This is a genomic window from Achromobacter sp. DH1f (genome assembly GCF_000633435.1).
Taxonomy (GTDB): Bacteria; Pseudomonadota; Gammaproteobacteria; order Burkholderiales; family Burkholderiaceae_B; genus Achromobacter; species Achromobacter deleyi.
Genome location: NZ_AYMF01000023.1, coordinates 50,850 through 71,309 on the forward strand (window position 1 = coordinate 50,850; position 20,460 = coordinate 71,309).

Below are 20,460 nucleotides of genomic sequence, written 5' to 3' on the forward strand. Positions count from 1 at the left end.
CGAATACGATAGTTGTTTGAAACCGGCCGAGTAATAGGGGTTGTCCCGATGCCCGTAAAATCGCGGCCATGCTTCCTACTCAAGTCATCGTTGCGCTGCTGGTTCTGCAGCTTGCCCTGGTCATCCCGCTGGTGGCCGTCGTCATCCAGCTATTCCGTTTGATTCACTGGCAACTCCGGGCCGACCCGCAGACGCGCGGCGAACGCCCGCATTTCACCGGCCCGGTGCTGGCCATGCTGTTCAGCGCCCTGGCCGCCAGCGACTTCATCGGTTTCGAGCCGTTCAAGACCGTGTCCGAACTGAACCCGGTGCCGCTGGACGCGCGCGCCTATTTCACCGTGGCCATGCTGGCCTTGGCGGTGTGGTGCTGGGCGTATGCCGGCGCGATCCGCACGCGGATGCGCGGGATGCTGGGGTTGAAGTAGGGGCTCGTCGGCCCAGGGCCGGACGCGGACCCTGGCACGCCCAGGCGCCGGGTCAGCGGCCTGGCGCGGATTGCGCGATCAACGCGGCCAGCGTCTGCGCGGCCTGGGTCATTTTGTCGAGCGCATAGCCGCCAAACCCCAGGATCAGTCCGGGGCGGCGCTGCGGCGCCTGCGCCGAATACGTCACCGACAAGGGCCGCACCGCCACGCCGGCCTCGGCCGCCTGACGCGCCAGGCGCACGTCGTCCAGCGATGCATGCAGCCACACCAGCAGATGCACGCCCTGGTCGATGGGCTGTACCTCGGCCAGCCCGGGGGGCAGGGTCGCGCGCAGCAGGGCGATCAGCGCGCTGCGGCTGTCGGCATAGGCCTTGCGGATGCGGCGCACGTGGCGGTCCAGCAGGCCTTCGGCAATGAAGGCGGCCAGCACGTGCTGGTCGGCCGTGGGCGGATGGCGGTCCATCATGATGCGCGCGCCGCAGAACGCCGGCGCCAGGTCGGGCGGCGCGATCAGGTAGCCGATGCGCAGCGACGGAAACAGGATCTTGCTGAACGTGCCCAGGTAGACCACATGGCGGCTGTCTTGCCCTTGCAGCGCGGGGTAGGGGTGGCCGGCATAGCGCAGTTCACTGTCGTAGTCGTCTTCCACGATCCAGGCGTTGCGCGCCCGCGCCCAGGCCAGCAGCGCCTCGCGCCGCGGCGGCGCCATCGGCATGCCCAGCGGGTACTGGTGCGAGGGCGTCACGAACGCGGCGCGGGCGTGCGGGGCACGGCGCAGGCCCTCGTCCACCCGCAGCCCGTCGGCGTCCACCGGCACCCGCACGATGCGGCCGGGCCGCCCCGTGCTTTCCAGCAGCGCCGTGATGCCCAGATAGGCCGGGTCTTCGACCCACGCCTGGTCGTTTTCCCCCAGCAGCACGGCGCAGGCCAGGTACAGCCCTTGCTGCGTGCCCGCCGTGACGATGACCTGGTCGGGCGTGCACACCACCGAGCGGGCGCGGCGCACATAGTCGGCAATGGCCACGCGCAGCGACCGCAGCCCTTGCGGATCGGCGTAGCCGGCCGGCGCGCCGACCCGCGTGGCGCGCACCCGGTTGCTGAGCTTGCGCCAGCTGTCGTCGGGCGCGACCCGGCCGGTGGGCACCGAAATGGCGAAGGGCGCGGCGGGCAGCGGGTACATCGTGGCGGCGATCTCGGCGTAGCGCGCGGCGGCGGCCGGCAGCGGCCGCACATAGTCGGCGGGCGCCGCGGGGGCCGTGGCGGCCCGATTGGCAGCCTGCCGCGCCACCCGGGTGCCGCCGCCGCCTTTCGGTTGCAGCAGCCCTTCGGCGGCCAACTGGTCGAACGCGTCGACCACTGTGCCCCGGGCCACGCCCAGCGACGCCGCGAGCAGGCGCGTGGCCGGCAGCAGCTCGCCGGGCCGCAAGGCGCCGCTGCGGATCGCGTCGCGCAGTTGCGCGGCCAACTGGCGGCCCAGCGGGCCGGCCTGGCGGTCCAGCGGCGACAGGACGGGCAGTTCGACGGCTTTGACGACTCGGGGCATGGCGACGGCGGGGCAGGGAAGAAGCAATCCTCATCTTACCGGCGACAAGGCCTGTTCCAGGTCGGCCAGCAGATCGCGCACGTCTTCCAGCCCCACCGACAGCCGCACCAGCGCGGGCGACACGCCCGGGCTCAGCCGCAGCGCCGGATTGACCTTCTGGCGGGCGCGGATCATGCCGGCCGTGTGGTAGATCAGCGAATCCGTATCGCCCAGGCTGATGCCGCGCGAAATGATCCTGAGCCGGTCCATCATCGGCGCCACGCCGTCATAGCCGGCCTGCAACTCGAACGACACCATGCCGCTGCCGGCCGACATCTGCCGCCGCGCAATGTCCCCGTTCGCAAACCCCGCCAGGAACGGATAGGTCACCTTGGCCACGGCCGGGTGGCCTTGCAGCATCTCGGCCACCGCCAGCGCGTTGCTGCTGTGCTGGCGCATCCGCAGGTCCAGCGTCTTCAGCCCGCGCAGCACCAGAAAGCACGACATCGGCGATGGCGTCGCGCCGGTCAGGTACTTGGTGCCCGACGCGCGGATCAGGTCGATGGTTTCGCGGTCGCCGATCACCGCGCCGCCCAGCACGTCGCCGTGGCCGTTCAGGTACTTGGTCAGCGAATGGATCACCAGGTCCGCGCCCAGTTCCAGTGGCCGTTGCAGGGCCGGCGACGCAAAGGTCGAATCCACGATCACCCGGGCGCCCGCGCGCTGCGCCGCCGCGGCGATGCGGGCGATATCCAGCACGTCGGCCGACGGATTGATCGGCGTCTCGAAATACACCAGTCTGGTGGCCGGCCCGATCGCCGCCGCCGTGCCCTGCGGTGTGCTCAGGTCGCCGCGCACCACCTTGATGCCAAAGCGCGGCAGCCCCTCGGTCATCAACGCGCTGGCCGTGTTGTAGATGGTGTGGTGCACGGCGATCTCGTCGCCCGCGGACAGCAACGACAGCAGCGTGGACGCAATCGCGCCCATGCCGGATGCCGTCACCAGCGCCGCCTGGCCGCCTTCCAGCGCCGCCAGCCGCGTTTCCAGCAACTGCTGCGTGGGGTTCTGCTGGCGGCCGTAGACGCAGCGGTCGCTTTCGCCGGTGAACACGGCGTCGAACTCGGCGGTCGACTCGAACGCATAGGTCGATGTCAGGAACACGGGCGGCGACACCGCGCCCTGATGGGCGGCCGGGTCGTAGCCGTGGTGGATGGCCTGGGTGGCGAAGTGAACGTCGGGGTGCGGGTCGCGCGCTTTCATGCGGGGCTCCTGGAATGGGCGCAAAAGGGGTTCGGGGTCAGCGGATCGGCCAGCCGTACATCAGGCCGCCGTGCGTATACAGGGCATTCATGCCGCGTTCCAGCTTCAGCGCGCTTTGCATGCCCAGCGTGCGTTCGTAGATTTCGCCGTAATTGCCCAGCTGCTTGACGATGTTGTAGGCCCACCTGTCGTCCACGCCCAGGTTCTTGCCCAGCCCGGGCGTCACGCCCAGGATGCGCTGGATATTGGGATTGCCGGACTTCAACTGCGCGTCCACGTTGTCTTGGGTAATGCCGTATTCCTCGGCTTCGAGCAACGCGTTCAGCGTCCAGCGCACGGTGTTGAACCATTGCTCGTCGCCCTGGCGCACCATCGGCCCCAGCGGTTCCTTGGACAGCGGTTCGGGCAGGATCACCAGGTCGGCCTCGCCCAGGTTGCGGCGGGTGGCGGCCAGCATGGACTTGTCGGCCGTGATGGCGTCGCAGCGGCCCGCGGCAAAGCTGCGCAGGATCTCGTCGAAACGTTCCAGCACCACAGGCTTGAATTCCAGGCCGTTGCCGCGAAACCAGTCGGCCAGGTTCAGTTCGGTCGTGGTGCCCGGCAGCACGCACACGGTGGCCCCGCCCAGTTCCTTGGCGCTTTTCACGCCCAGCGCGGTATGCACCATCAGGCCCTGGCTGTCGTAGTAATTGACCCCCGTGCCGATCAGCCCCAGCGTCGTGTCGCGCGTCATCGTCTGGGTGGTGTTGCGCGTCAGCACGTCGACCTCGCCCGATTGCAGCGCGGTAAAACGCGCCTGGGTGGTCAACGGCACGATCTTGGCTTTCGTGGCATCGCCGAACATCGTGGCGGCGATGGCGCGGCAGGTGGACACGTCGATGCCTTGCCACACGCCCTTGCTGTCGGTGTAGGCAAAGCCCGGCAGGTCGGTGGTGACGCCGCACTGCACGAAGCCGCGCTTCTTCACGGTATCGAAAGTGGTCCCGGCCTGCGCGGCGTGCGCGCAGAGCAGGGCCAGGCCCATTGCGGTAAAGACTCTTGAAACGTTCAAAGCGGTTCCCCTTGATTGCGGCCGGCCGGGAAACGCCGGTCGGACCGTCGGGCGCAATGTGTCTTTCAGGACACTTTGTGTCCATGAGGGAAAACACGGCGTCGGTGGCGCAAGGAAAACCGGGGCGGGGGGAGCGGTGGGCGGCTCCCTGGGGAAACGGTACGTCGGCCGCCCCATGGGCGGGAAGGCGGCCGATTCTGGTTCAGCGAAATTGCGTCAAAGTGGACTGGCGTGTGCTGCGCGGTAAAGGCCGCCGACACGCCAGCGGGCGGAATGCGTGGCTACCTAAGCCGCCCACAGCGCCGGCTTGACCACCATCAGGAAATACACCGCCACCATCGCCAGAAAGGCCGGGTAGCCCAGCCGTTCCCACCACGTGGCAAAGCGCCAGTAACGCGCCGGCAAGGCCACCGCGCCGCCACTGTGCGCCTGGGCGGCCATCTTGGCCATTTCGTATTGCAGCCACACCACCGGCAGCCAGCACACGCCCGCCAGCAGGTACAGCCCGATCGACAGGCTGACCCACGGCGTCGTCCAGTGCCATCCGGCGATATGCGCCAGCCACAGGCCCGACAAAGGCTGGAAGATCACCGCCGGGGTCGTGAACCACAGGTCGGCGCGCACCACCAGTTTCGACACGGCCGCAATCGCCGCAATATTGCCGGTGCGGTTGGCGAAGAACAGGTAGAACGCCGTGCCAAAGCCCGTGCCCACCAGCAGCACTGAAGACAGGATGTGCAGGGTCTTGATCGTGAGATACGCATTCATGGCCGGGTTTCCTCGCTGAGCAGCATGATTAACAGGGCAAGCACGGCCGCGTTTTTCAGGACCGGGCCGAAGGGATGCAACAGGAACGCCGGCAACGCCACGGCAATCACCACGGAATAGACCAGCACCAGCCCGGCTTGCAGGGTCCATAGCCGGCGGCCGGGCCGCCACAGCGTGGCGATGCCCAGCCCGAAATCCAGCGCCGCCGCGCCATACAGGGCCGCCAGGGCGGGCGTGCCATGCAGGCCCACCGGCGCCAGCAGCGCCAGGCTGCCGTCCACGGGATACAGAAAAGCGCTGCACACCGCCGTCCACAGCCAGATCAGCGCCAGCGCGCCGCGCAGCAGGCCGGGCCGCCAGGCGGCCAGGGCTTGCTGGCGCAGGGCGGGGGCATCCGCCGGGCGGATGAAGGTGTCGATGCCGGCCGGCAGGCGGCCCAGCGCCTGGGCGGTGGTGGCGACGTCGGCCGTGTTGCCCGCCCGCAGCATCCGCCAGGTGTCGCGCGTCAGCATCGAGCCGGGCACGCGGTCCAGCAGCGCTGCGCTGGCGCCGATCAGCCAGCCGGGCACGGTGACCCGCCAGGCCGGCGCAAAGCCCATCGATGCCCGATAGGCGGCCAGCATGTCGCGGTACGTGACCTCGGTGCCGCCGACCAGGTCCAATACGGCGGCGCGGTCGTCCGGGCCCGCTGTCCATCCGCGCAGCCACCGCACGACGACCTCGGCCAGCTCGTCCACCTGCATCGGGCGCAGGCGCTGAAGGCCGCCTGCTGGCAGCCAGTGCAGCGGCGCCGACGCCAGCGCACGAAAGAACCGCGCCGATGCCCCTTGCGCGCCATAGACCAGCGCCGGCCGCAGGATGCAGTGCGCCACCGGCAGCGATTGCAGATGCACGTCGGCCGCGCGCTTGCTCTGGAAGTAGGGCGTGTCGCCCGTGGCGGCGCCCAGCGCCGACAGTTGCACGATGCCCCGCACGCCCGCCTGGCAGGCGGCGTCGAACAGCGCGATGGGTGCGCGGCGGTGAATCCGGTCGAAGGTGGCGTCGCCGCGCTCGACCAGGATGCCGGCGGCGTTCACCACCACGTGGATGCCGCGCAGCCGGTCGGTCCAGGCGGCCGGGTCCGTGTCCGCCAGGTAATCGATGGCGATCTCGTCGGGCTGCATGGGGTGGCGCACGCCTTTCAGGACCCGGTGGCCGTCTTGCAGCAGGGCCTCGCACAGGGCCCGGCCGACAAAGCCGTTGGCGCCGCAGACCAGGATGTTCATGCCGTTGCCCTCGTCAGGTGGGTGCATCGATCGATTCTTTTATTTCTGTTATTTCTGTATAGACAGAAATAATGGTTTAAAAAAAAGGGGCTCAAGGACGGCAATGTTGGCCAAGCCGCCCCAGGCCCGTCGCATCAGCTTTTGCCGCGCCGCATCGTCTTGCTGATCTTGGCGCCCATGCCTAGCGTCTTCATCAGGGTTTCCGGTTTCATGCGCAGCATTTCGTCGGACCAGGTGGTGAGGATTTCCATGAATTCCAGCGTTTCGCGCACGCGTTGTTCGGTCAGCTGGCTTTCGTTGGCCATCTCGGGGCTGGCCAGGCTGTCGCGCAGCACGGTCAGGGTGGGGTCGATCTCGCGCTGGCGGCGGCCTTCTACGATCAGCTTGAACAGTTCCCAGATGTCGGTGGACGTCTCGAAATGGTCGCGGCGGTCGTCCATGACGTGCACCACCTTGGCCAGGCGCCAGGCTTGCAGTTCCTTGAGGCTGTTGCTGACGTTGGACCGCGCCACGCCCAGGGTGTCGGCGATTTCTTCCGCGGGCAAGGGCCGGCCCATCAGGTAGAGCAGGGCATGGATCTGGGCCACAGTGCGGTTCACGCCCCAGCGTGAGCCCATTTCGCCCCAGTGCAGGATGAAGCGTTCGGCGATCGGAGTCAGTTTCATGGAGCCACTGTATGAGGTTTCTGTTATTTCTGTCAAGACAGAAATAACAGAAACCGATTCGTCCGGTACGCTTGGGGTTTTCGTGTGACAGGCCCCGTGCAATGACCCGACAAGACTACCAAGACACCCTGCGGCGCGTGCTCGACGCGCATACCGCCACCGCGCTGCACACGCTGGCCGGCCTGTTTGCGCGCCTGCCCGAGAAGGCGCGCGAAATCCAGTTCGGCATTTTTCCCGATCAGGATGGCGAGGGCACGTTTTCGGTGGTGATCGGGCTGGACGGCCCCGACCTGTACGTCTTGAACAAGGCGATAGACGGCTACCGCCACGTGTTCGACGTGGTGCATGGCGAAACCGGCGTCACGCCGCGCGTGCCGTTGTTTGGAGACGAACCGGACTTCTGCGTGCAGGATGCCATCGCCGACACCGCGGCGGACTGGATCGAAGCGCTGTGGGAGCAGGGCGGCCGCGCCGTGTCGCCCCTGCCGGCCTGCATCTATGCCGACGAAGACTACGGCACGACCTTGCCCCGCGAGCTGCCGGCGGACGCCGCGCGGCCGCAGCGTTGATGGCGGTCGGCGCATAGCGGCCGGCGGAGTGCCGGCGCGCAGGGCTGGCCGCCGACCCTGGGCCGCGCATTGCGGGCCACGGATTGCGGACTACATATTACGTATTGGCCTGCGCCTGCGCACGCTGCACCGCCGGGCGGGCCGCCACGCGCGCCAGGTAGGCCGTCAGCTTGGGAAACGCCTTCAGGTCCACGCCGTCGCCTTCCAGCCAGCTGCCGATCGTGTACAGATACGCATCGGCCACGCTGAAGTGTTCACCGGTGACCCACGGCCCGACGATCTGCGATTCCAGGTAGGCGGCGCAGGCCGTCATGGTCTGCGGCACCTTGGCGCGCATGGATTCGTGGGCGGCGGGATCGTCGGCCCAGCGGGCGCCGCGGCGTTTGTGCGCATGGGCCACGTGGGCGGTGGACGCCAGGTAGCTGTTCAATTCCTGCAATTGGGCGAACGCGAACGGGTCGTTCAGCGGCGCCAGCCCGGCCTCGGGAAAGCGCTGCGCCACGAACGTCAGCAGGGCGGGGGTTTCCGTCAGCACGCCGTGTTCGGTCTTCAGCGCGGGCACGCGGCCCTTGGGGTTGATGGCCAGGTACTCGGCGCTTTGCTGCTGGCCGGCGGCAAAGTCCAGCTTCACGACGTCGAAGTCGGCGCCGGCTTCCTGCAAGGCGATGTGGGTGGCCAATGCGCAGGTACCCGGTGCGGTATAGAAGGTCCAACGAGACATGTGCGTCCTCAAGGGAAAGTGCGGGGATCGAGAGCGCCATTATCGCCAGATTGGGCGCTTTTCGGCCGCTCTGGCCGACGGCAGCGATGATGCGCTGCGGCAATTACCCAGGCCGCGTCAGCGCGCCCGCGCCGCCAGCGACGTGCGCGCCAGAAAGCGGTCGAACGCCGCCAGGAAAGCCGTTTCCACGGCGCTCAGCTTGCGCTGCTTGTGCCAGGTCAGGAACACGTCGATCGCGGCCACGCTGTCTTGCGGCGGCAGGCGCCGCAGTTCGCCGTTGACCACGTCCTGCGCAATCAGGTGTTCGGGCAGGAAGCTCAGGCCGATGCCGGCGACGACCATGCGGCGCACTTCCTCCAGGTGCGGCGAGGTGCCGACGATGCGCCCGGTGAAGCCCTGCTGGTCCCGAAAGATGGTCAGCGGCGACAGCGTGTCACCCAACTGGTCGCTGGCGAAACAGACGAAATTCTGGTCCAGCAGGTCTTCGATGGCCACCCGCGGCCGCGTGAACAGCGGATGCCGCCGGCCGCACACCACCGCGTACTGGTGGCGCAGGAACAGCTTGCGTTCCAGCGCCTCGACCGGCTTGCGGCACAGGCAGATGCCCAGCGCCGGCACCCGCTTGGCCAGCGCGTCGAGAATATCGGCGCTGGGCTGCATTTCCATGTGGAATTCCACCTTGGGATAGCGCTGGTGGAAGTCCGCCAGGAAATCGTCGTAGGGCGTGCTCTGGATGCGGCTCATCACCAATAGCCGCAAGGTGCCGGCGACCTCGGCCTGGTCCTGCACGGCGGCGTTCTCGATGCGCGCCATGGTGCCGTACATGTCGCGGGCGATGGCGTAGATTTCCTCGCCCAGGCTGGTCAGGCGGAATTCGCCGTTGCGCCGGTGCAGCAGCAGCCCGCCCACGGCGTCTTCCAGCCGCTTGAGCGCCTGGCTGACGGCCGGCTGGCTCAGGTGCAGCGCCTGCGCCGCCCGGCCCACGCCGCGGGCCTGCACCACGAACATGAAGGTGCGCAGCAGGTTCCAGTCCATGCGTTCGGGCGCCAGCGGCAGGGCGTTGGCGGGGCGGACGGCGGGGCGTTCAGTCAAGGCGGGCATGTGGGCGGACAAGAAGGCATTGAAGCGGACCAGGGCAGGCCGACAACCTGCCCGTCCGTTAGGCCGGCCGCCAGGGGGTCAGGCGCCGGCCAGTCCTGCGAAGAATCGCGCGGCGTTGGATTCCAGGCCCTCGATATAGTAGCCGCCTTCCTGCACGATCAAGGTGGGCAGCGCCAGGCTGCCGACCTCGCGGCCCAGCCGCTCGAAGCCATCTTCCGACACGGCCACCATCGCCTGCGGGTCCTTCTCGAAAATATCGAACCCCAGCGACAGCACCAGCACGTCGGGCTGGAACTTCTCGATGGCCGCGCGCGCCTGGGCCAGGCGGTCGAAGAACACCGATTCGGGCGACCCGTGCGGCATCGGCAGATTCACGTTGTAGCCATAGCCATCGCCCGCGCCGCGCTCATCTTCAAAGCCGGCCACCACCGGGTAGAAGTTCTCGGGGTCGCCGTGGATCGACACGTACAGCACGTCGTTGCGTTCATAGAAGATGTCCTGGATGCCCTGGCCGTGGTGCATGTCGGTATCCAGGATCGCCACGCGGCCGTACTTGCCGCGCAGGCGCTGGGCGGCAATCGCCGCGTTGTTCAGGTAGCAGAAGCCGCCTGCCGCATCGCGCCGGGCGTGGTGGCCGGGCGGACGGCAGATGGCGTAGGCGTGGCGGTCGCCGGCCACGATGCGGTCGGCGGCGGCCACGGCGCACTGCGCCGACCAATAGGCCGACCGCCAGGTGTTCGGCCCCACCGGGCAACTGCCGTCGGCCAGGTAGCGCGCCGCCTGCGCCAGCACGCCGCGCAACGCGTTGGGTTCGCGCACGAAGACGTTGGACACGACCTCGTCGCCCCAGTCCTCGGGCAGCTTTTTCCAGTCGGCGTGGGCGTTCTGCAGGAATTGCAGGTAGGCCGGCGTGTGCACCGCGGCCAGCGGCTCGGTGCCGTGGTCGGCAGGCGCCTGCACGTCAAAGCCCAGGTGGCGGGCGGCCTGCGCCAGCGCGTCCAGGCGCGACGGCACTTCCTGCGGCGTGCGCATCTTGCCGCGCGAGAAGTAGGTCTGCGGATGGTGCAGTTTCTGGTCGTCGTGGAAAAACGCCTTCATGCTTGTTGCCCCTTCAGGTGGAATTGAACGCGGCGCTGGCCGTAGGCCCCCAGCAATAGCACGGATACCAGCGACAGCAGCGAAATCCCCGAGAACAGCAGCGCCAGCGGCCACCACTGGCCCTTGAAATTCTCGGCCAGCACCGTGCCCAGCATTGGCGTCAGGCCGCCGAAGATCGCACCCGACAGCTGATAGGCCATCGAAATGCCGGTGTAGCGGATCGCCGTGGGAAAGCTGTCGCTGACAAAGCCCGCAATCACCGCATAGTAGGCGCCCATGAACAGCACCGCCACGCCGATGCCCAGCGTGATCGACGAAAGCGACCCCATGTCCACCAGGTTGAACATCGCGTACGGCGTGAAGATCGACACCAGCGCGGTGAACGCCAGGAACCGCAGATTGCCCACGCGGCTGGCGATGTAGGCGGCCAGCGGCGTGATGAAGAACTGCATGATCGACACCACCAGCAGGCAGTCCAGGATCACCGCGCGGTTCAGGCCCACGTACTGCGTGGTGTAGGCGATCATGAACGTGCTGGTGAAATAGAACCCCGCAATGCCCAGCACATTGGCGCCCACCGCCATCGCCAGCAGCTTGGGCGCGCCGGTCAGCACCTGCGCCAGCGGGGCGCGTTCGGGTTTGGTGTGTTGAGGCTGCTTTTGCTTCGCGGCCCGGGCCTGCTTTTCTTCCAGGAAATCAGGCGATTCGTTCACGCTCAGGCGGATCACGAAGCCCACCGCCAGCAGCACGGCCGAGAACAGGAACGGCACACGCCAGCCCCACGACAGGAAGGCCGCGTCGTCCAGCCCCGTCACTAGCTTGAACATCAGCATCGACAGGATCAGGCCGGCCGGGCTGCCCAGCTGCGCGAACGACGCGAAGAAGGTGCGCTTGCTCTTGTCCGGCGAATGCTCGCCCGCCATCAGCACCGCGCCGCCCCATTCACCGCCCACCGCCACGCCTTGCACGATGCGCAAGAGCACCAGCAGGATCGGCGCCCAGATGCCGATCGACGCGTAGGTCGGCAACAGGCCGATCAGCACAGTCACCGTGCCCATCATCAATAGGGTGATGACCAGCGATTTCTTGCGCCCGATGCGGTCGCCGATATGCCCGAAGATCGCGCCGCCCAGCGGCCGCGCAAAAAAGCCCACGGCAAAGGTGCCGAACGCGGCCAGCGTGCCGTAGAAGCCCGTGGCCGATGGAAAGAACAGTTTGCCGAACACCAGCGCGGCGGCGGTGGCGTAGATATAGAAGTCGTACCACTCGATCATGGTGCCGACGAAAGCGGCCGTGGACGCGCGCACCGGCTGGTGGCCCGTCTTGGAATTTCCCCTCATGTTTATCTCTCTGAAATGGGTTGAGGTTTGCTGCGTCAGTCGTTATACGCGCGGCCTCGCCATAAGAAAAATTCTGAATTCTTATTCGCGAAATTCAGCGAATTTATGAGTGAAAACCCTAGGTTTGGCCGAAGATGGGGGAATTTGCCGAAGGGCGCCGGGTTGCAGCCGACCCGAGCCAGCCCCCTTGGCGGGGTCGGCGCACAGAGAGGGCGCCTGGCCATGCCCACTCCGATATAAGAAACCCAAGCCTTTGATAATTAACGATTCTTGACACGGGTCTGTGCAATTGTTCACCCGAAATTCCCCCTGTCCTTGTCCTGAATCAAGGGACGGCTCATCAGGGTTTGTACCTATTAAATGCTAGCGCTAACGTGGTCTCAGTGCTGACGTTGGTCGCTACACATGCGTGCACAGCAGCAACGTGCTCATCCCCCCTGACTGACGTCGGTTGTCATCAACGACTTCAATCAGGAGCCCATCATGAGATGCGCAGACCAGGAAGGTGGATGTAGCAAGGCGGGAACGAACGGACGCAAGACGGCAGAACGGAGGGTGACGCGCGCCGCGCGGGCTCAACACGGAAACCGTCAGGCGCGCCGCTTGATTTCCCGCCTGGCTCCCCTGACGGTCGCGCTGTTTGCCGCCTTCGCCGCCATGCCGGTGTTGGCGCAGGAAGTGCCGCAAGGCACCTACACCGAGCCCTTCCAGGTGCGTGACGGTGAAGAAAAAGTCTTTGTCGGCGGCACGATCATCAACCCGACCCCGCCGTATCCGGCCCAGATGGGCGGCACCGGCATCCAGGTCATCGGCGGCAGCGCCATCCTGGACCCCTCGCGCGGCGATGGCAGCCCCATCCGCATCAACGTCAGCGGCAACGCCATCGACGGCCTGTACGTGCGCAGCGGCGGCAAGATCGAGGTCAAGGCCGGCGGTACCTACATCCATGCGGGCGGCGGCGACGTGCGCGGCATCTACAACGTGGGCACCGGCGCCGCGGCGTCGGAATTCGAAGGCACCAACGTCTACGTCACCACCGACTTCTTCGATTCCTACGCCTTGCGCTCATTCGGCGCCCAGGCCACCACCGTGCTGCACGATTCCACCCTGACCACGCTGCAGGACAACTCCAAGGGCGTCGAGCTGTGGCAGGGCGCGGGCGCAGAATTGAACAACGTCGATATCCTGACGCGCGGCGACACCGCCTACGGCATTCATGTGCTGGACAGCGCCCGGATCACGACGAACGGCGGTTCCATCATCACCGAAGGCGCCACCAGCTATGGCGTGCTGGTGCAAAGCCAGGGCGCCTACACCGGCGACGGCACCCGCATCCATACCCAGGGCGCCGGGGCAGTCGGCGTCTATGTGAACAGCAACGGCGTGTTCCAGGGCAACAATATGTGGATCCAATCCGACCAGAGCTACGGCGTCTACGTCAGTGGCGGCCAGGTCGGCCTGGCGGGCACGACCATCAACGGGGTCAAGGACGGCACCTACGGCCTGTTCGCCACGTCGTCGGCGCCCGTCACACTCCAGGGCGGTGCGGTGCAGACGCTAGGCAACAACGCGGTGGCCGTGCGCGTGCAGTCCGGGTCCGTCGCCGACATCGATGGCGCCTACGTGCACACGGTGGGGCAGGCCTCCCACGGCGTGCACGTGGAAGGCTGGGGCACCGTCAACCTGGGCCGCCATGACGGCACGGGCACCCTGGTTAGCACCGAAGGCGACGGCGCCGACGCCGTGCGCGTGTCGCCCAACGCCACGCGCTTTTCCGCCACCGGCGCGACCTTGCATGCCGCGGGCGCCAACGCCCAGGGCCTGCACCTGACCGGCACCGCAGGCGCTGCCGCCCAGGTCTTTGACCTGACCGATTCTGCCATCGCATCTGACCAGGCCGATGGCATCCACCTGACCGGCGGCCCGGCCGTCATCAACCTGACCGGCTCGTCCGTCACCGGCGGCAACGCCGCCTTCAACATCGGCGCCGACGCGCCGGGCCAGGCCGACATCGTGGCCAGCGGCTCGCGCATCGACGGCCGCGTGCTGACCCAGGCCGGCAGCACTACAAACCTGGACCTGACCGACGGCAGCACTTGGCAAGTCACCGGCGATTCGGTCGTGACCACGCTGGTCAACGTCGACAGCCTGGTGAACCTGCGCGCCGCCGCCGACGTGGCCGCCAACCCGACCCGCGCCGCGTCCTACCGCGTGGTGCAGGTCACCGGCGACTACCGCGGCGACAACGGCGCCCTGGACGTGAACACCTACCTGAACGCCGGCGGCGCGCTGGCCGACCAGCACACCGACCGCCTGCTGATCGCGGGCGATGCGTCCGGCACCACCTATGTGCAGGTCACCCCCGTGGCCGGCAGCCCCGGCGGCCTCACCACGCCCGACGGTTCGCTGGGTGCGCACGAAGGCATCTCGCTGGTGCAGGTCGGCGGGCACTCCACCGCCCAGGCCTTCGCGCTGCCCGGCGGTTACGCCGTCACGCACGATTCGCCCTACGCCTACCACCTGTACGCCTACGGCCCCGGCTCGGAAAACGGCGCCGCCGATGCGTCGCAATCGCTGGTGGGCAACGGCGACAGCTTCTGGGACTATCGCCTGCAAAACGCCTACGTCACGCCCGAAGGCCCGGTCGACCCCGGTGGCAGCCCCGGCGGCAGCCCCAGCGTGCCGTCTGGTGCCCGCCCGGCCGTCGCACCGCAAGTCGCCAGCTACCTCACGGCGCCCATCGCCTTGCAGTACGCCACCATCGCCGACCTGGACTCGCTGCACCGCCGCCTGGGTGAAATCCGCGACGACCGCCAGCTGACGCGCGACCAGGGCCCGGGGGAATTCTTCTTCCGCGCTTACGGGGGGGACTTCAGCTACAGCAGCAACCGCGGCTTCAAGCAGTACGGCTACGACGCCGACGGCGACTACAGCGCCATCCAGCTGGGCGGCAACCTGCTCAGGCTGCGCGACGACCACGGCACCTGGCGCTTTGGCGCGGCAGGCACCCTGGGCTGGCTGAACTTCACGCCCGACGCCGTCGACGGCCACAGCAAGGGCAAGGCCGACATCTACCGCCTGTCCGGCTACGCCACCTACCAGAGCCAGCAGGGCTGGTACGTCGACAGCATCCTGTCCGTCGGCCGCTTTGACGGCAGCATCGCCACCGACGCGCGCGGCAAGGCCATGGACCTGCGCGGCGACAGCTACGCCGCGTCGGTCGAAGCCGGCTACCCCATCGCCCTGAGCCGCGGCTTCATCCTGGAACCGCAAGCCCAGGTCATCGCCCAACGCCTGACCTTCGACCGCCGCACCGACGTCGACGGGCTGGACGTGGACATCGGCTCGCAGAACCAGGTCACCGGCCGCTTGGGCGTGCGGCTGACGCGCCCGTTCGAACTCAACCGCGGCATCCTCACGCCGTACCTGGGCCTGGATGTGATGCACGGCTTTGTCGGCGGCAGCGACGTGCGCGTCGGCGACGTGCGCTTTGACACGGGCAAGTACGGCGACGCCATGCGCTTGTCCATCGGCGCCACCGGCACCGTCACCGAGCAGTTCTCGCTCTACGGCGAAGTGGCGCGGCAGGAAGACATCGGCAGCGCCGGGGTGCAGTCGTGGATGTTCAACGGCGGCATTCGGTACTTGTTCTGACGAACGCGGGGTCCGCGCGGATCGCCGCCATTCTGGCTGGCGAATCCGCCAGCACCGCGTCCACCCCCAAGCATGCCGCCGCCTGGTAATCGGCGGCATTGTTCACGGCAATCGCCACGATCCGCACCTGTGGCGATCGCTGGCGAAAGCACGCCACCGACTCGGGCGACCACAGCGTCGCGTCGATCTCCGACCGGCCTTCACCCAGCGTGAACTTCTCGGTCACCGTCACCTTGCGATGCAGTTCGAACGCCGTCCAGGTCGATGCCGCGGGCGGTTCGATGCAGCCCGCGCCCAGGCTAACTTGCAGCAGGCGCAAACGCGTCGCGTCGCGCGACTCGAACAGACGTGCCTGCGGATACGCCGCAAAACTCTGTTGGTAATCGGCTTCGGTGGAATAGATCACCACGCGCGGCCAGGCCTGTTCCTCGGTCAGCACGCGAGCCACGGCCTGCGTTTGCGGGGCGGCGGGCAAGGCCTTCATGTCCAGGATGACCGGCATCCCGGGCGGAATGGCGCGCAAGGCTTCGCGCAGCGTCGGAATGCCTGTCGGATGGTCACGGTAGGGGTAGTCGTTGTTGTTGCTGCTGCTGCTGCTGCTGCTGCTGCTGCTGCTGTCGTTGCCCTTGTCTTTGTTGCCAGTACCCGGCCGCTGGAACGTCCACCCGGCATTGACCCGCGCCAGTTCGGCCGCGGTATGGCTGGCGACGGGGCCACGCGCGTCGGTCAACGCCGACAGGTCTGCCGGGCGGTACAGCACCGGAACCCCATCGCGGCTCAATTGCACCGTCAGCCACAAGGCGTCAGCGCGGTGCTCGATGGCCAGCCGGATCGCTTCGAGCGTGTTCTCCGGCGCATCGGCCGTGCCGCCGCGGTGCGCGATGACCATTGGCAGGGACGCGGCGGGGCGAGCCGGGGGAGTCGACGCGCAGGCGGTCAGCAGGGCGGCGCAGAGGGCGAGCAGGCTGGCACGCAGAGGGGCTTGGGGCACAGGGGACTCCGGGAGAGACGACGTGTCAGTCTACGTTTTTCTGCGACAGCGCAATTTCCACTTTCCCATCAATCCGCACCGACCCGCCCGAATGTCAGCTGCTCAACCACCGCCCCGGTATGAAAATCCACAATCTCGCCGCCATGCGTCAATAGCCGATCGCCAAACCAATCCGACGCCAGCCGTGCCGGTGGCCCGCGATGGCGCAGGATGGCGTTGTCGACCGCGCCGGTACGGGCATCGATGACCAGGTCTTCGCCCCAGTTGCTGCGGGGCGTCTCTGACAGGGGCAGGCACAGGTAGGTGCCGTCTTCATTGAAGTAGATGTTGCCGGCGCGCACTTCGCCGTACTCGCCGATATCGCGCGACCAGCGCACCGCGCCGTCGCGGTCGCAGCACAGCAGGCGGTTGTTGGCGGCCGTGGCGAACAATGCGGCGCCGTCTCGGGCGAAGCGCACCCGCCCCACTTTTTCGCCCAACGGGAGCTTGACCTTCTGAACGTCGCCGCTGCGGCAGTCGACGGCCAGCACCGAGTCTTTCGCGCGTTCGTCCGGGGCCCACAAGCGGCCATCGAAGGGGTCCACATCGCCGAAGCGGGCGTCGAGATCGCGCGCGATGGGGTCGCTGCATGCGCCGCTGTCCAGGTCGATCACCACGGGGCGGCGCTTGCCATTGAAGACGCTGACCAGGGCAAAACGGCCCGAGGGGTCAAAGCGCGACCAGAACGACAGGAACTTGTCGGTCTGGTGTGCGACGTTGCCGTTGGCCACGAAGGTCAGGCGGGTGCGACTGGCATTGCGCACGGTCACCCAGTCGGCCGAGGCCAACGCCAGGGCATTGCCGTCGCGGGCCACATCATTGACGACGTCGCCGGCCTGCGCGCCGGGCACGGCCGACAACTGGCCGCTGGCAGGGTCGTACCTGGCCAGCCCGGGCTGGGGCAGGAAACGATCGGTCTGGTCGAAGAACACCAAACGGCGGCGCACATCTATGTACATCTCGGACTCCGGCGGGGGGCAGGGCAGCACTATATCGCTTGCCGCCTGCGCATGGTCGGGCAGCGCGCGCCAGATTGGCGCGGTGCCCAAGAACGCCGCCTGAATTGCTGCGTCACGGTTGTACCCGCACGCCGCACTGCCCGCAAAAGCTCGCCCCGGGCGTGAGCGCGGCTTTGCATTGCGGACAGGCGGCCAGAACCAGCGATGCGCCGCATTGCCCGCAGTACCGGCCGCCCGCGGCTTGCGATGCGCCACAGGCATTGCAGTGGATGGTGGACGGCTGGGGCGCGCGGTTTGCCGGCGCATCGCCTTGCGCCGGATAGCGGCCATGGCGTTGGCCATGGGCGCCGCCATGAGAATCTTGACCGTGGTGGCTGCCGTAGGCGCCGCCCAGAAGTTGCTTGAATAGGCCCATGTTCGGACTCCCGTTAGCCTTGCGGCATTGATCTGGGCTCGATTCAAAAGCATGAAGTAACTTTAGGGTCAACGGGTGGCTCGGCTTCGAACAGTCGGAAGCGCAGCGTGGCGGGCTTGCCCCCGCAGGGGGCCAAGCCCGCTTCGGTCCAGTCGATTCAGACGCATGAGGTAAATTCGTCGCCCCGGGCGAGGCTCGGTCATGCTTGGCCCAAGCCCGCTTGCGCACGCTGTATCCATTCCTTGTTGAATTTTTTGGTGGCACGCGGCCAGTGACGCGCTTCGTTGATGATTTCGGCAAACAGGTCGCCCGCGCGGGCCTGGTCTTCGCGGTTGCCTTGCGCCTGCAACCATTCGGCATACAGACAAGCGGCAGCCGGGCTATTGGCACGGATGAGGGCCTGCTCGAATGCCCGGCGTGCGGCGGGTAGGCCGGCCAAGGCCAATGAACGGGCATATAGCAGGCCGGGATCGGCCTGATCGCGCATTATGGGGTGAGCGGCGAACAAGGTATCAAGCGCAGCCACGGCGCCCGCGCCGTTGCCGCAGGCAAATTCGGCTCGGGCCAGGCCTTTGAGCAAGTCGGGGTCGTCGGCGAAGGGGCCGTGGGCGGCATCCTGATACAGCTGGCGGGCTTCGGTGGATTCTCCCGAGGCGAGCAGGGCATTGGCCAGGTGCATGCGGTTCTGTACGGTGGGCGCCCGGTCTACCTCTCGGCGCGCCTGGCGCACGGCGCGGTTGGGGTCGATCAGCTGTGTCGCGACACGTGCCGTGACATGTGCGCCGCGCGAATGGCGAATATCCGGCAAATAGATGGCCAGCAAGTAGACGATGCTACCCAGCCCGGGAAATGAAAACAGAATGATCAGCCAATAGGTGTTCTGATGGCTGCGCACGGCGTGCACGGCAAAGAACAACGCAATGACGACATGAAGGCCTATACCCAGATACGGCATGGTGGTCATAGAAAGAGGGTCTGAAAGGGGCCCGAACCCGTGCGGCGTCGCTGTGGTCCGAGCAATAAACAGCGCAGAAATTCTAGGCGAGGCGTCGTCAATGAAGCGTAGGAAGTTTCCGATAACGCGGCAGGGGCGCGGTTTTTTCTGCAACCCCCACAGGTATCATTGAGCGATTGCGCCAGCCCGCCGTTTTGGCATCGCCCCTTTTTTGCCGGAGACCCCCCATGTTCCCCCTAGAAGTCCTGTTGCCCTATCTGCTTGCCTGCGCCATCGTGGTGGTGTCGCCCGGTCCGGACAACATCCTGGCGCTCAGCCGCGGCCTCAGTCAGGGCAGGGTGGCGGCCGCCGTGTCGTCGCTGGGTGCGGCCGGGGGCATCATGGTGCATACGGTGGCGGCCACGTTTGGGCTGTCGCTGCTGATGCAGACGTCCGAAGCGCTGTTCTGGGGCATCAAGCTGGTGGGCGCGGCCTACCTGATCTACCTGGGCATCAAGGCGCTTCGCGCCAAGGACCTGATCACCCTGCGCAAGTCGCACCACCTGCCGCTGCGCAAGGTGCTGAGCGTGGGGTTCTTCTCGAATGTGCTCAATCCCAAGCCGGGGCTGTTCGTGCTGGCGTTCCTGCCGCAGTTCGCGGATGCCAGCCGGGGCTCGGTGCAGGTGCAGATGCTGGTCTACGGGTCGATCTTTGCCTTGCTGACCTTCGTCATCTTTGCGCTGGTGGGCGCCTTTGCCGCCCGCTTGTCCGGCTGGCTGATGTCGCGTCCGGCGGTGGCGGCGCGGTTGAACACGACGGCGGGGCTGACGCTGGTCGGCGCGGGCGTGCTGGTGCTGTCGCTGAAGTCGGGCAAGGCCTGACGGGCTGGTCCGTTACCCAATCCACGGCGTTGCCAGGGGCTGCCACAGCGCGCGGCCCATCGGCGACCACACCCCTGCGAACAAGGCCAGGTTCAACACAACCGTGATCGCGTAGACGATTCGAAACGGCCGTTTCACCGATTTATGCCGCAGCCAGCGCTGGGCCAGCAACGCGCCGGGCCAGCCGCCCGCCAGCGCCAAACCATGCAGGGTGCGTTCGGGAATCCGCCACAGGCCGGCCCGGGCCAGGGCCTTGTCGCGGGCATAGACGCCGAAGGTGATGAGGCTTAGCACCACGTAGGCAACGCCCACCCACAGTGGCACAGCCCACAGGTAGGCGGCCAGGCCATAGGCGGCGGCGCAGGCCAGCAGGAAGATCGGGCCCTTCATGATCGGGGCGCCTTGCCGCGATTAGCGGTCGAGATCGCGATGGCGGCAGGGGTTCTGGATAGGTTCATTGCATGCGTTCCGACGCTGCGTTGGCGTGTTCCGGCCGCGCGGCGAGCCGAGGTGAGGGCGACACTTGGCGGCCGCCGGCATCTCGCCTACCAGGACGCCGCCCGGCGCGAGTCACCGAGTGTAGAGAATTTTGAAGAAGCGCATCACGCGCCTTCAGCATGCACGGCACCGCGCCATGGGCGACCGGCCCTGCCGTCCGCGGCTCTTGGCCCCCGCGCCGTCACCGATTGAGATATTTACGACCGTGGCGTTCATGTTTTCTTGAATCGGCGGCCCGTAGACTCGACGCAGACGCCGCCCGGCCATGTTGCCGGGCGGTGGCGTTTGGGAACGACACGGAAAT

General features: G+C 67.2%; 19 protein-coding genes. 4 read left to right on the top strand and 15 right to left on the bottom strand.

Going from position 1 to position 20,460, the window contains the following annotated elements:
- Nucleotides 1-68 precede the first annotated feature (68 nt).
- Nucleotides 69-425 carry a hypothetical protein gene (locus U858_RS0118270; RefSeq protein ID WP_025138597.1) on the top strand — a complete coding sequence of 119 codons (357 nt, stop codon included), beginning with the start codon at nucleotides 69-71 and terminating at the stop codon, nucleotides 423-425.
- A 52-nt stretch (nucleotides 426-477) separates the two neighbouring features.
- On the opposite strand, the gene U858_RS0118275 is transcribed toward U858_RS0118270, so the two are convergent.
- From U858_RS0118275 to U858_RS0118300, 6 genes are all read right to left on the bottom strand, one after another.
- Nucleotides 478-1,968 (bottom strand): PLP-dependent aminotransferase family protein, encoded by a 1,491-nt coding sequence (locus tag U858_RS0118275; RefSeq protein WP_025138598.1) that lies wholly within the window; start codon nucleotides 1,966-1,968, stop codon nucleotides 478-480.
- Between the two features lie 30 nt (nucleotides 1,969-1,998).
- Nucleotides 1,999-3,207, bottom strand: a complete 1,209-nt coding sequence (locus U858_RS0118280) for a PLP-dependent aspartate aminotransferase family protein (protein WP_025138599.1) — start codon at nucleotides 3,205-3,207, stop codon at nucleotides 1,999-2,001.
- Nucleotides 3,208-3,244: 37 nt separating this feature from the next.
- Nucleotides 3,245-4,231: an amino acid ABC transporter substrate-binding protein gene (locus U858_RS0118285; RefSeq protein ID WP_042885181.1), complete on the bottom strand. Its 987-nt coding sequence runs from the start codon at nucleotides 4,229-4,231 to the stop codon at nucleotides 3,245-3,247.
- A gap of 312 nt (nucleotides 4,232-4,543) precedes the next feature.
- A complete protein-coding gene (locus tag U858_RS0118290; RefSeq protein WP_025138601.1) occupies nucleotides 4,544-5,026 on the bottom strand; it encodes a DUF2269 domain-containing protein in 483 nt (160 codons plus the stop codon).
- Nucleotides 5,023-6,318 carry an SDR family oxidoreductase gene (locus U858_RS0118295; RefSeq protein ID WP_029954033.1) on the bottom strand — a complete coding sequence of 432 codons (1,296 nt, stop codon included), beginning with the start codon at nucleotides 6,316-6,318 and terminating at the stop codon, nucleotides 5,023-5,025. Before U858_RS0118295 ends, U858_RS0118290 begins: the two co-directional genes overlap by 4 nt.
- 107 nt (nucleotides 6,319-6,425) lie before the next feature.
- Nucleotides 6,426-6,956: a GbsR/MarR family transcriptional regulator gene (locus U858_RS0118300; protein ID WP_025138603.1), complete on the bottom strand. Its 531-nt coding sequence runs from the start codon at nucleotides 6,954-6,956 to the stop codon at nucleotides 6,426-6,428.
- Nucleotides 6,957-7,057: 101 nt separating this feature from the next.
- Between U858_RS0118300 and U858_RS0118305 the strand changes: the two genes are divergently transcribed.
- Nucleotides 7,058-7,525 (top strand): DUF6389 family protein, encoded by a 468-nt coding sequence (locus U858_RS0118305; RefSeq protein WP_025138604.1) that lies wholly within the window; start codon nucleotides 7,058-7,060, stop codon nucleotides 7,523-7,525.
- A gap of 97 nt (nucleotides 7,526-7,622) precedes the next feature.
- On the opposite strand, the gene U858_RS0118310 is transcribed toward U858_RS0118305, so the two are convergent.
- The 4 genes from U858_RS0118310 to U858_RS0118325 all read right to left on the bottom strand — a co-directional run bounded on the left by U858_RS0118310 (nucleotide 7,623) and on the right by U858_RS0118325 (nucleotide 11,785).
- Nucleotides 7,623-8,246 carry a glutathione S-transferase family protein gene (locus tag U858_RS0118310; RefSeq protein WP_025138605.1) on the bottom strand — a complete coding sequence of 208 codons (624 nt, stop codon included), beginning with the start codon at nucleotides 8,244-8,246 and terminating at the stop codon, nucleotides 7,623-7,625.
- A 117-nt stretch (nucleotides 8,247-8,363) separates the two neighbouring features.
- Nucleotides 8,364-9,281: a LysR family transcriptional regulator gene (locus U858_RS0118315; RefSeq protein ID WP_198529742.1), complete on the bottom strand. Its 918-nt coding sequence runs from the start codon at nucleotides 9,279-9,281 to the stop codon at nucleotides 8,364-8,366.
- A gap of 144 nt (nucleotides 9,282-9,425) precedes the next feature.
- A complete protein-coding gene (locus U858_RS0118320; protein ID WP_025138607.1) occupies nucleotides 9,426-10,445 on the bottom strand; it encodes a histone deacetylase family protein in 1,020 nt (339 codons plus the stop codon).
- Nucleotides 10,442-11,785, bottom strand: a complete 1,344-nt coding sequence (locus U858_RS0118325) for an MFS transporter (protein WP_025138608.1) — start codon at nucleotides 11,783-11,785, stop codon at nucleotides 10,442-10,444. The genes U858_RS0118320 and U858_RS0118325 overlap by 4 nt, the downstream gene beginning before the upstream one ends.
- Nucleotides 11,786-12,388: 603 nt before the next feature.
- On the opposite strand from U858_RS0118325, the gene U858_RS0118330 reads away from it, so the two are divergent.
- On the top strand, nucleotides 12,389-15,439 hold the full coding sequence (locus tag U858_RS0118330) for an autotransporter outer membrane beta-barrel domain-containing protein (protein ID WP_025138609.1): 3,051 nt from the start codon (nucleotides 12,389-12,391) through the stop codon (nucleotides 15,437-15,439).
- On the opposite strand, the gene U858_RS0118335 is transcribed toward U858_RS0118330, so the two are convergent.
- From U858_RS0118335 to U858_RS0118350, 4 genes are all read right to left on the bottom strand, one after another.
- Nucleotides 15,411-16,430: a glycerophosphodiester phosphodiesterase family protein gene (locus U858_RS0118335; RefSeq protein ID WP_025138610.1), complete on the bottom strand. Its 1,020-nt coding sequence runs from the start codon at nucleotides 16,428-16,430 to the stop codon at nucleotides 15,411-15,413. The two genes, U858_RS0118330 and U858_RS0118335, sit on opposite strands and share 29 nt — an antisense overlap.
- Before the next feature lie 68 nt (nucleotides 16,431-16,498).
- Nucleotides 16,499-17,428 carry a YncE family protein gene (locus U858_RS0118340; protein ID WP_025138611.1) on the bottom strand — a complete coding sequence of 310 codons (930 nt, stop codon included), beginning with the start codon at nucleotides 17,426-17,428 and terminating at the stop codon, nucleotides 16,499-16,501.
- Between the two features lie 112 nt (nucleotides 17,429-17,540).
- Nucleotides 17,541-17,843 (bottom strand): zinc ribbon domain-containing protein, encoded by a 303-nt coding sequence (locus U858_RS36505; protein ID WP_025138612.1) that lies wholly within the window; start codon nucleotides 17,841-17,843, stop codon nucleotides 17,541-17,543.
- A gap of 199 nt (nucleotides 17,844-18,042) precedes the next feature.
- Nucleotides 18,043-18,798: a tetratricopeptide repeat protein gene (locus U858_RS0118350; protein ID WP_025138613.1), complete on the bottom strand. Its 756-nt coding sequence runs from the start codon at nucleotides 18,796-18,798 to the stop codon at nucleotides 18,043-18,045.
- Between the two features lie 227 nt (nucleotides 18,799-19,025).
- On the opposite strand from U858_RS0118350, the gene U858_RS0118355 reads away from it, so the two are divergent.
- Nucleotides 19,026-19,658, top strand: a complete 633-nt coding sequence (locus tag U858_RS0118355) for a LysE family translocator (protein ID WP_025138614.1) — start codon at nucleotides 19,026-19,028, stop codon at nucleotides 19,656-19,658.
- A 12-nt stretch (nucleotides 19,659-19,670) separates the two neighbouring features.
- Here U858_RS0118355 and U858_RS0118360 read toward each other — a convergent pair whose 3' ends face one another.
- Nucleotides 19,671-20,048 (bottom strand): DUF1294 domain-containing protein, encoded by a 378-nt coding sequence (locus U858_RS0118360; RefSeq protein WP_025138615.1) that lies wholly within the window; start codon nucleotides 20,046-20,048, stop codon nucleotides 19,671-19,673.
- Between the last annotated feature and the right edge of the window lie 412 nt (nucleotides 20,049-20,460).

Bases quoted from the DNA above. Each gene is read 5' to 3' on its own strand.
- U858_RS0118270 (WP_025138597.1), top strand. From the start codon at position 69: ATGCTTCCTACTCAAGTCATCGTTGCGCTGCTGGTTCTGCAGCTTGCC.
- U858_RS0118275 (WP_025138598.1), bottom strand. From the start codon at position 1,968: ATGCCCCGAGTCGTCAAAGCCGTCGAACTGCCCGTCCTGTCGCCGCTG.
- U858_RS0118280 (WP_025138599.1), bottom strand. From the start codon at position 3,207: ATGAAAGCGCGCGACCCGCACCCCGACGTTCACTTCGCCACCCAGGCC.
- U858_RS0118285 (WP_042885181.1), bottom strand. From the start codon at position 4,231: ATGGGCCTGGCCCTGCTCTGCGCGCACGCCGCGCAGGCCGGGACCACT.
- U858_RS0118290 (WP_025138601.1), bottom strand. From the start codon at position 5,026: ATGAATGCGTATCTCACGATCAAGACCCTGCACATCCTGTCTTCAGTG.
- U858_RS0118295 (WP_029954033.1), bottom strand. From the start codon at position 6,318: ATGCACCCACCTGACGAGGGCAACGGCATGAACATCCTGGTCTGCGGC.
- U858_RS0118300 (WP_025138603.1), bottom strand. From the start codon at position 6,956: ATGAAACTGACTCCGATCGCCGAACGCTTCATCCTGCACTGGGGCGAA.
- U858_RS0118305 (WP_025138604.1), top strand. From the start codon at position 7,058: ATGACCCGACAAGACTACCAAGACACCCTGCGGCGCGTGCTCGACGCG.
- U858_RS0118310 (WP_025138605.1), bottom strand. From the start codon at position 8,246: ATGTCTCGTTGGACCTTCTATACCGCACCGGGTACCTGCGCATTGGCC.
- U858_RS0118315 (WP_198529742.1), bottom strand. From the start codon at position 9,281: ATGGACTGGAACCTGCTGCGCACCTTCATGTTCGTGGTGCAGGCCCGC.
- U858_RS0118320 (WP_025138607.1), bottom strand. From the start codon at position 10,445: ATGAAGGCGTTTTTCCACGACGACCAGAAACTGCACCATCCGCAGACC.
- U858_RS0118325 (WP_025138608.1), bottom strand. From the start codon at position 11,785: ATGAGGGGAAATTCCAAGACGGGCCACCAGCCGGTGCGCGCGTCCACG.
- U858_RS0118340 (WP_025138611.1), bottom strand. From the start codon at position 17,428: ATGTACATAGATGTGCGCCGCCGTTTGGTGTTCTTCGACCAGACCGAT.
- U858_RS36505 (WP_025138612.1), bottom strand. From the start codon at position 17,843: ATGGGCCTATTCAAGCAACTTCTGGGCGGCGCCTACGGCAGCCACCAC.
- U858_RS0118350 (WP_025138613.1), bottom strand. From the start codon at position 18,798: ATGCCGTATCTGGGTATAGGCCTTCATGTCGTCATTGCGTTGTTCTTT.
- U858_RS0118355 (WP_025138614.1), top strand. From the start codon at position 19,026: ATGTTCCCCCTAGAAGTCCTGTTGCCCTATCTGCTTGCCTGCGCCATC.
- U858_RS0118360 (WP_025138615.1), bottom strand. From the start codon at position 20,048: ATGAAGGGCCCGATCTTCCTGCTGGCCTGCGCCGCCGCCTATGGCCTG.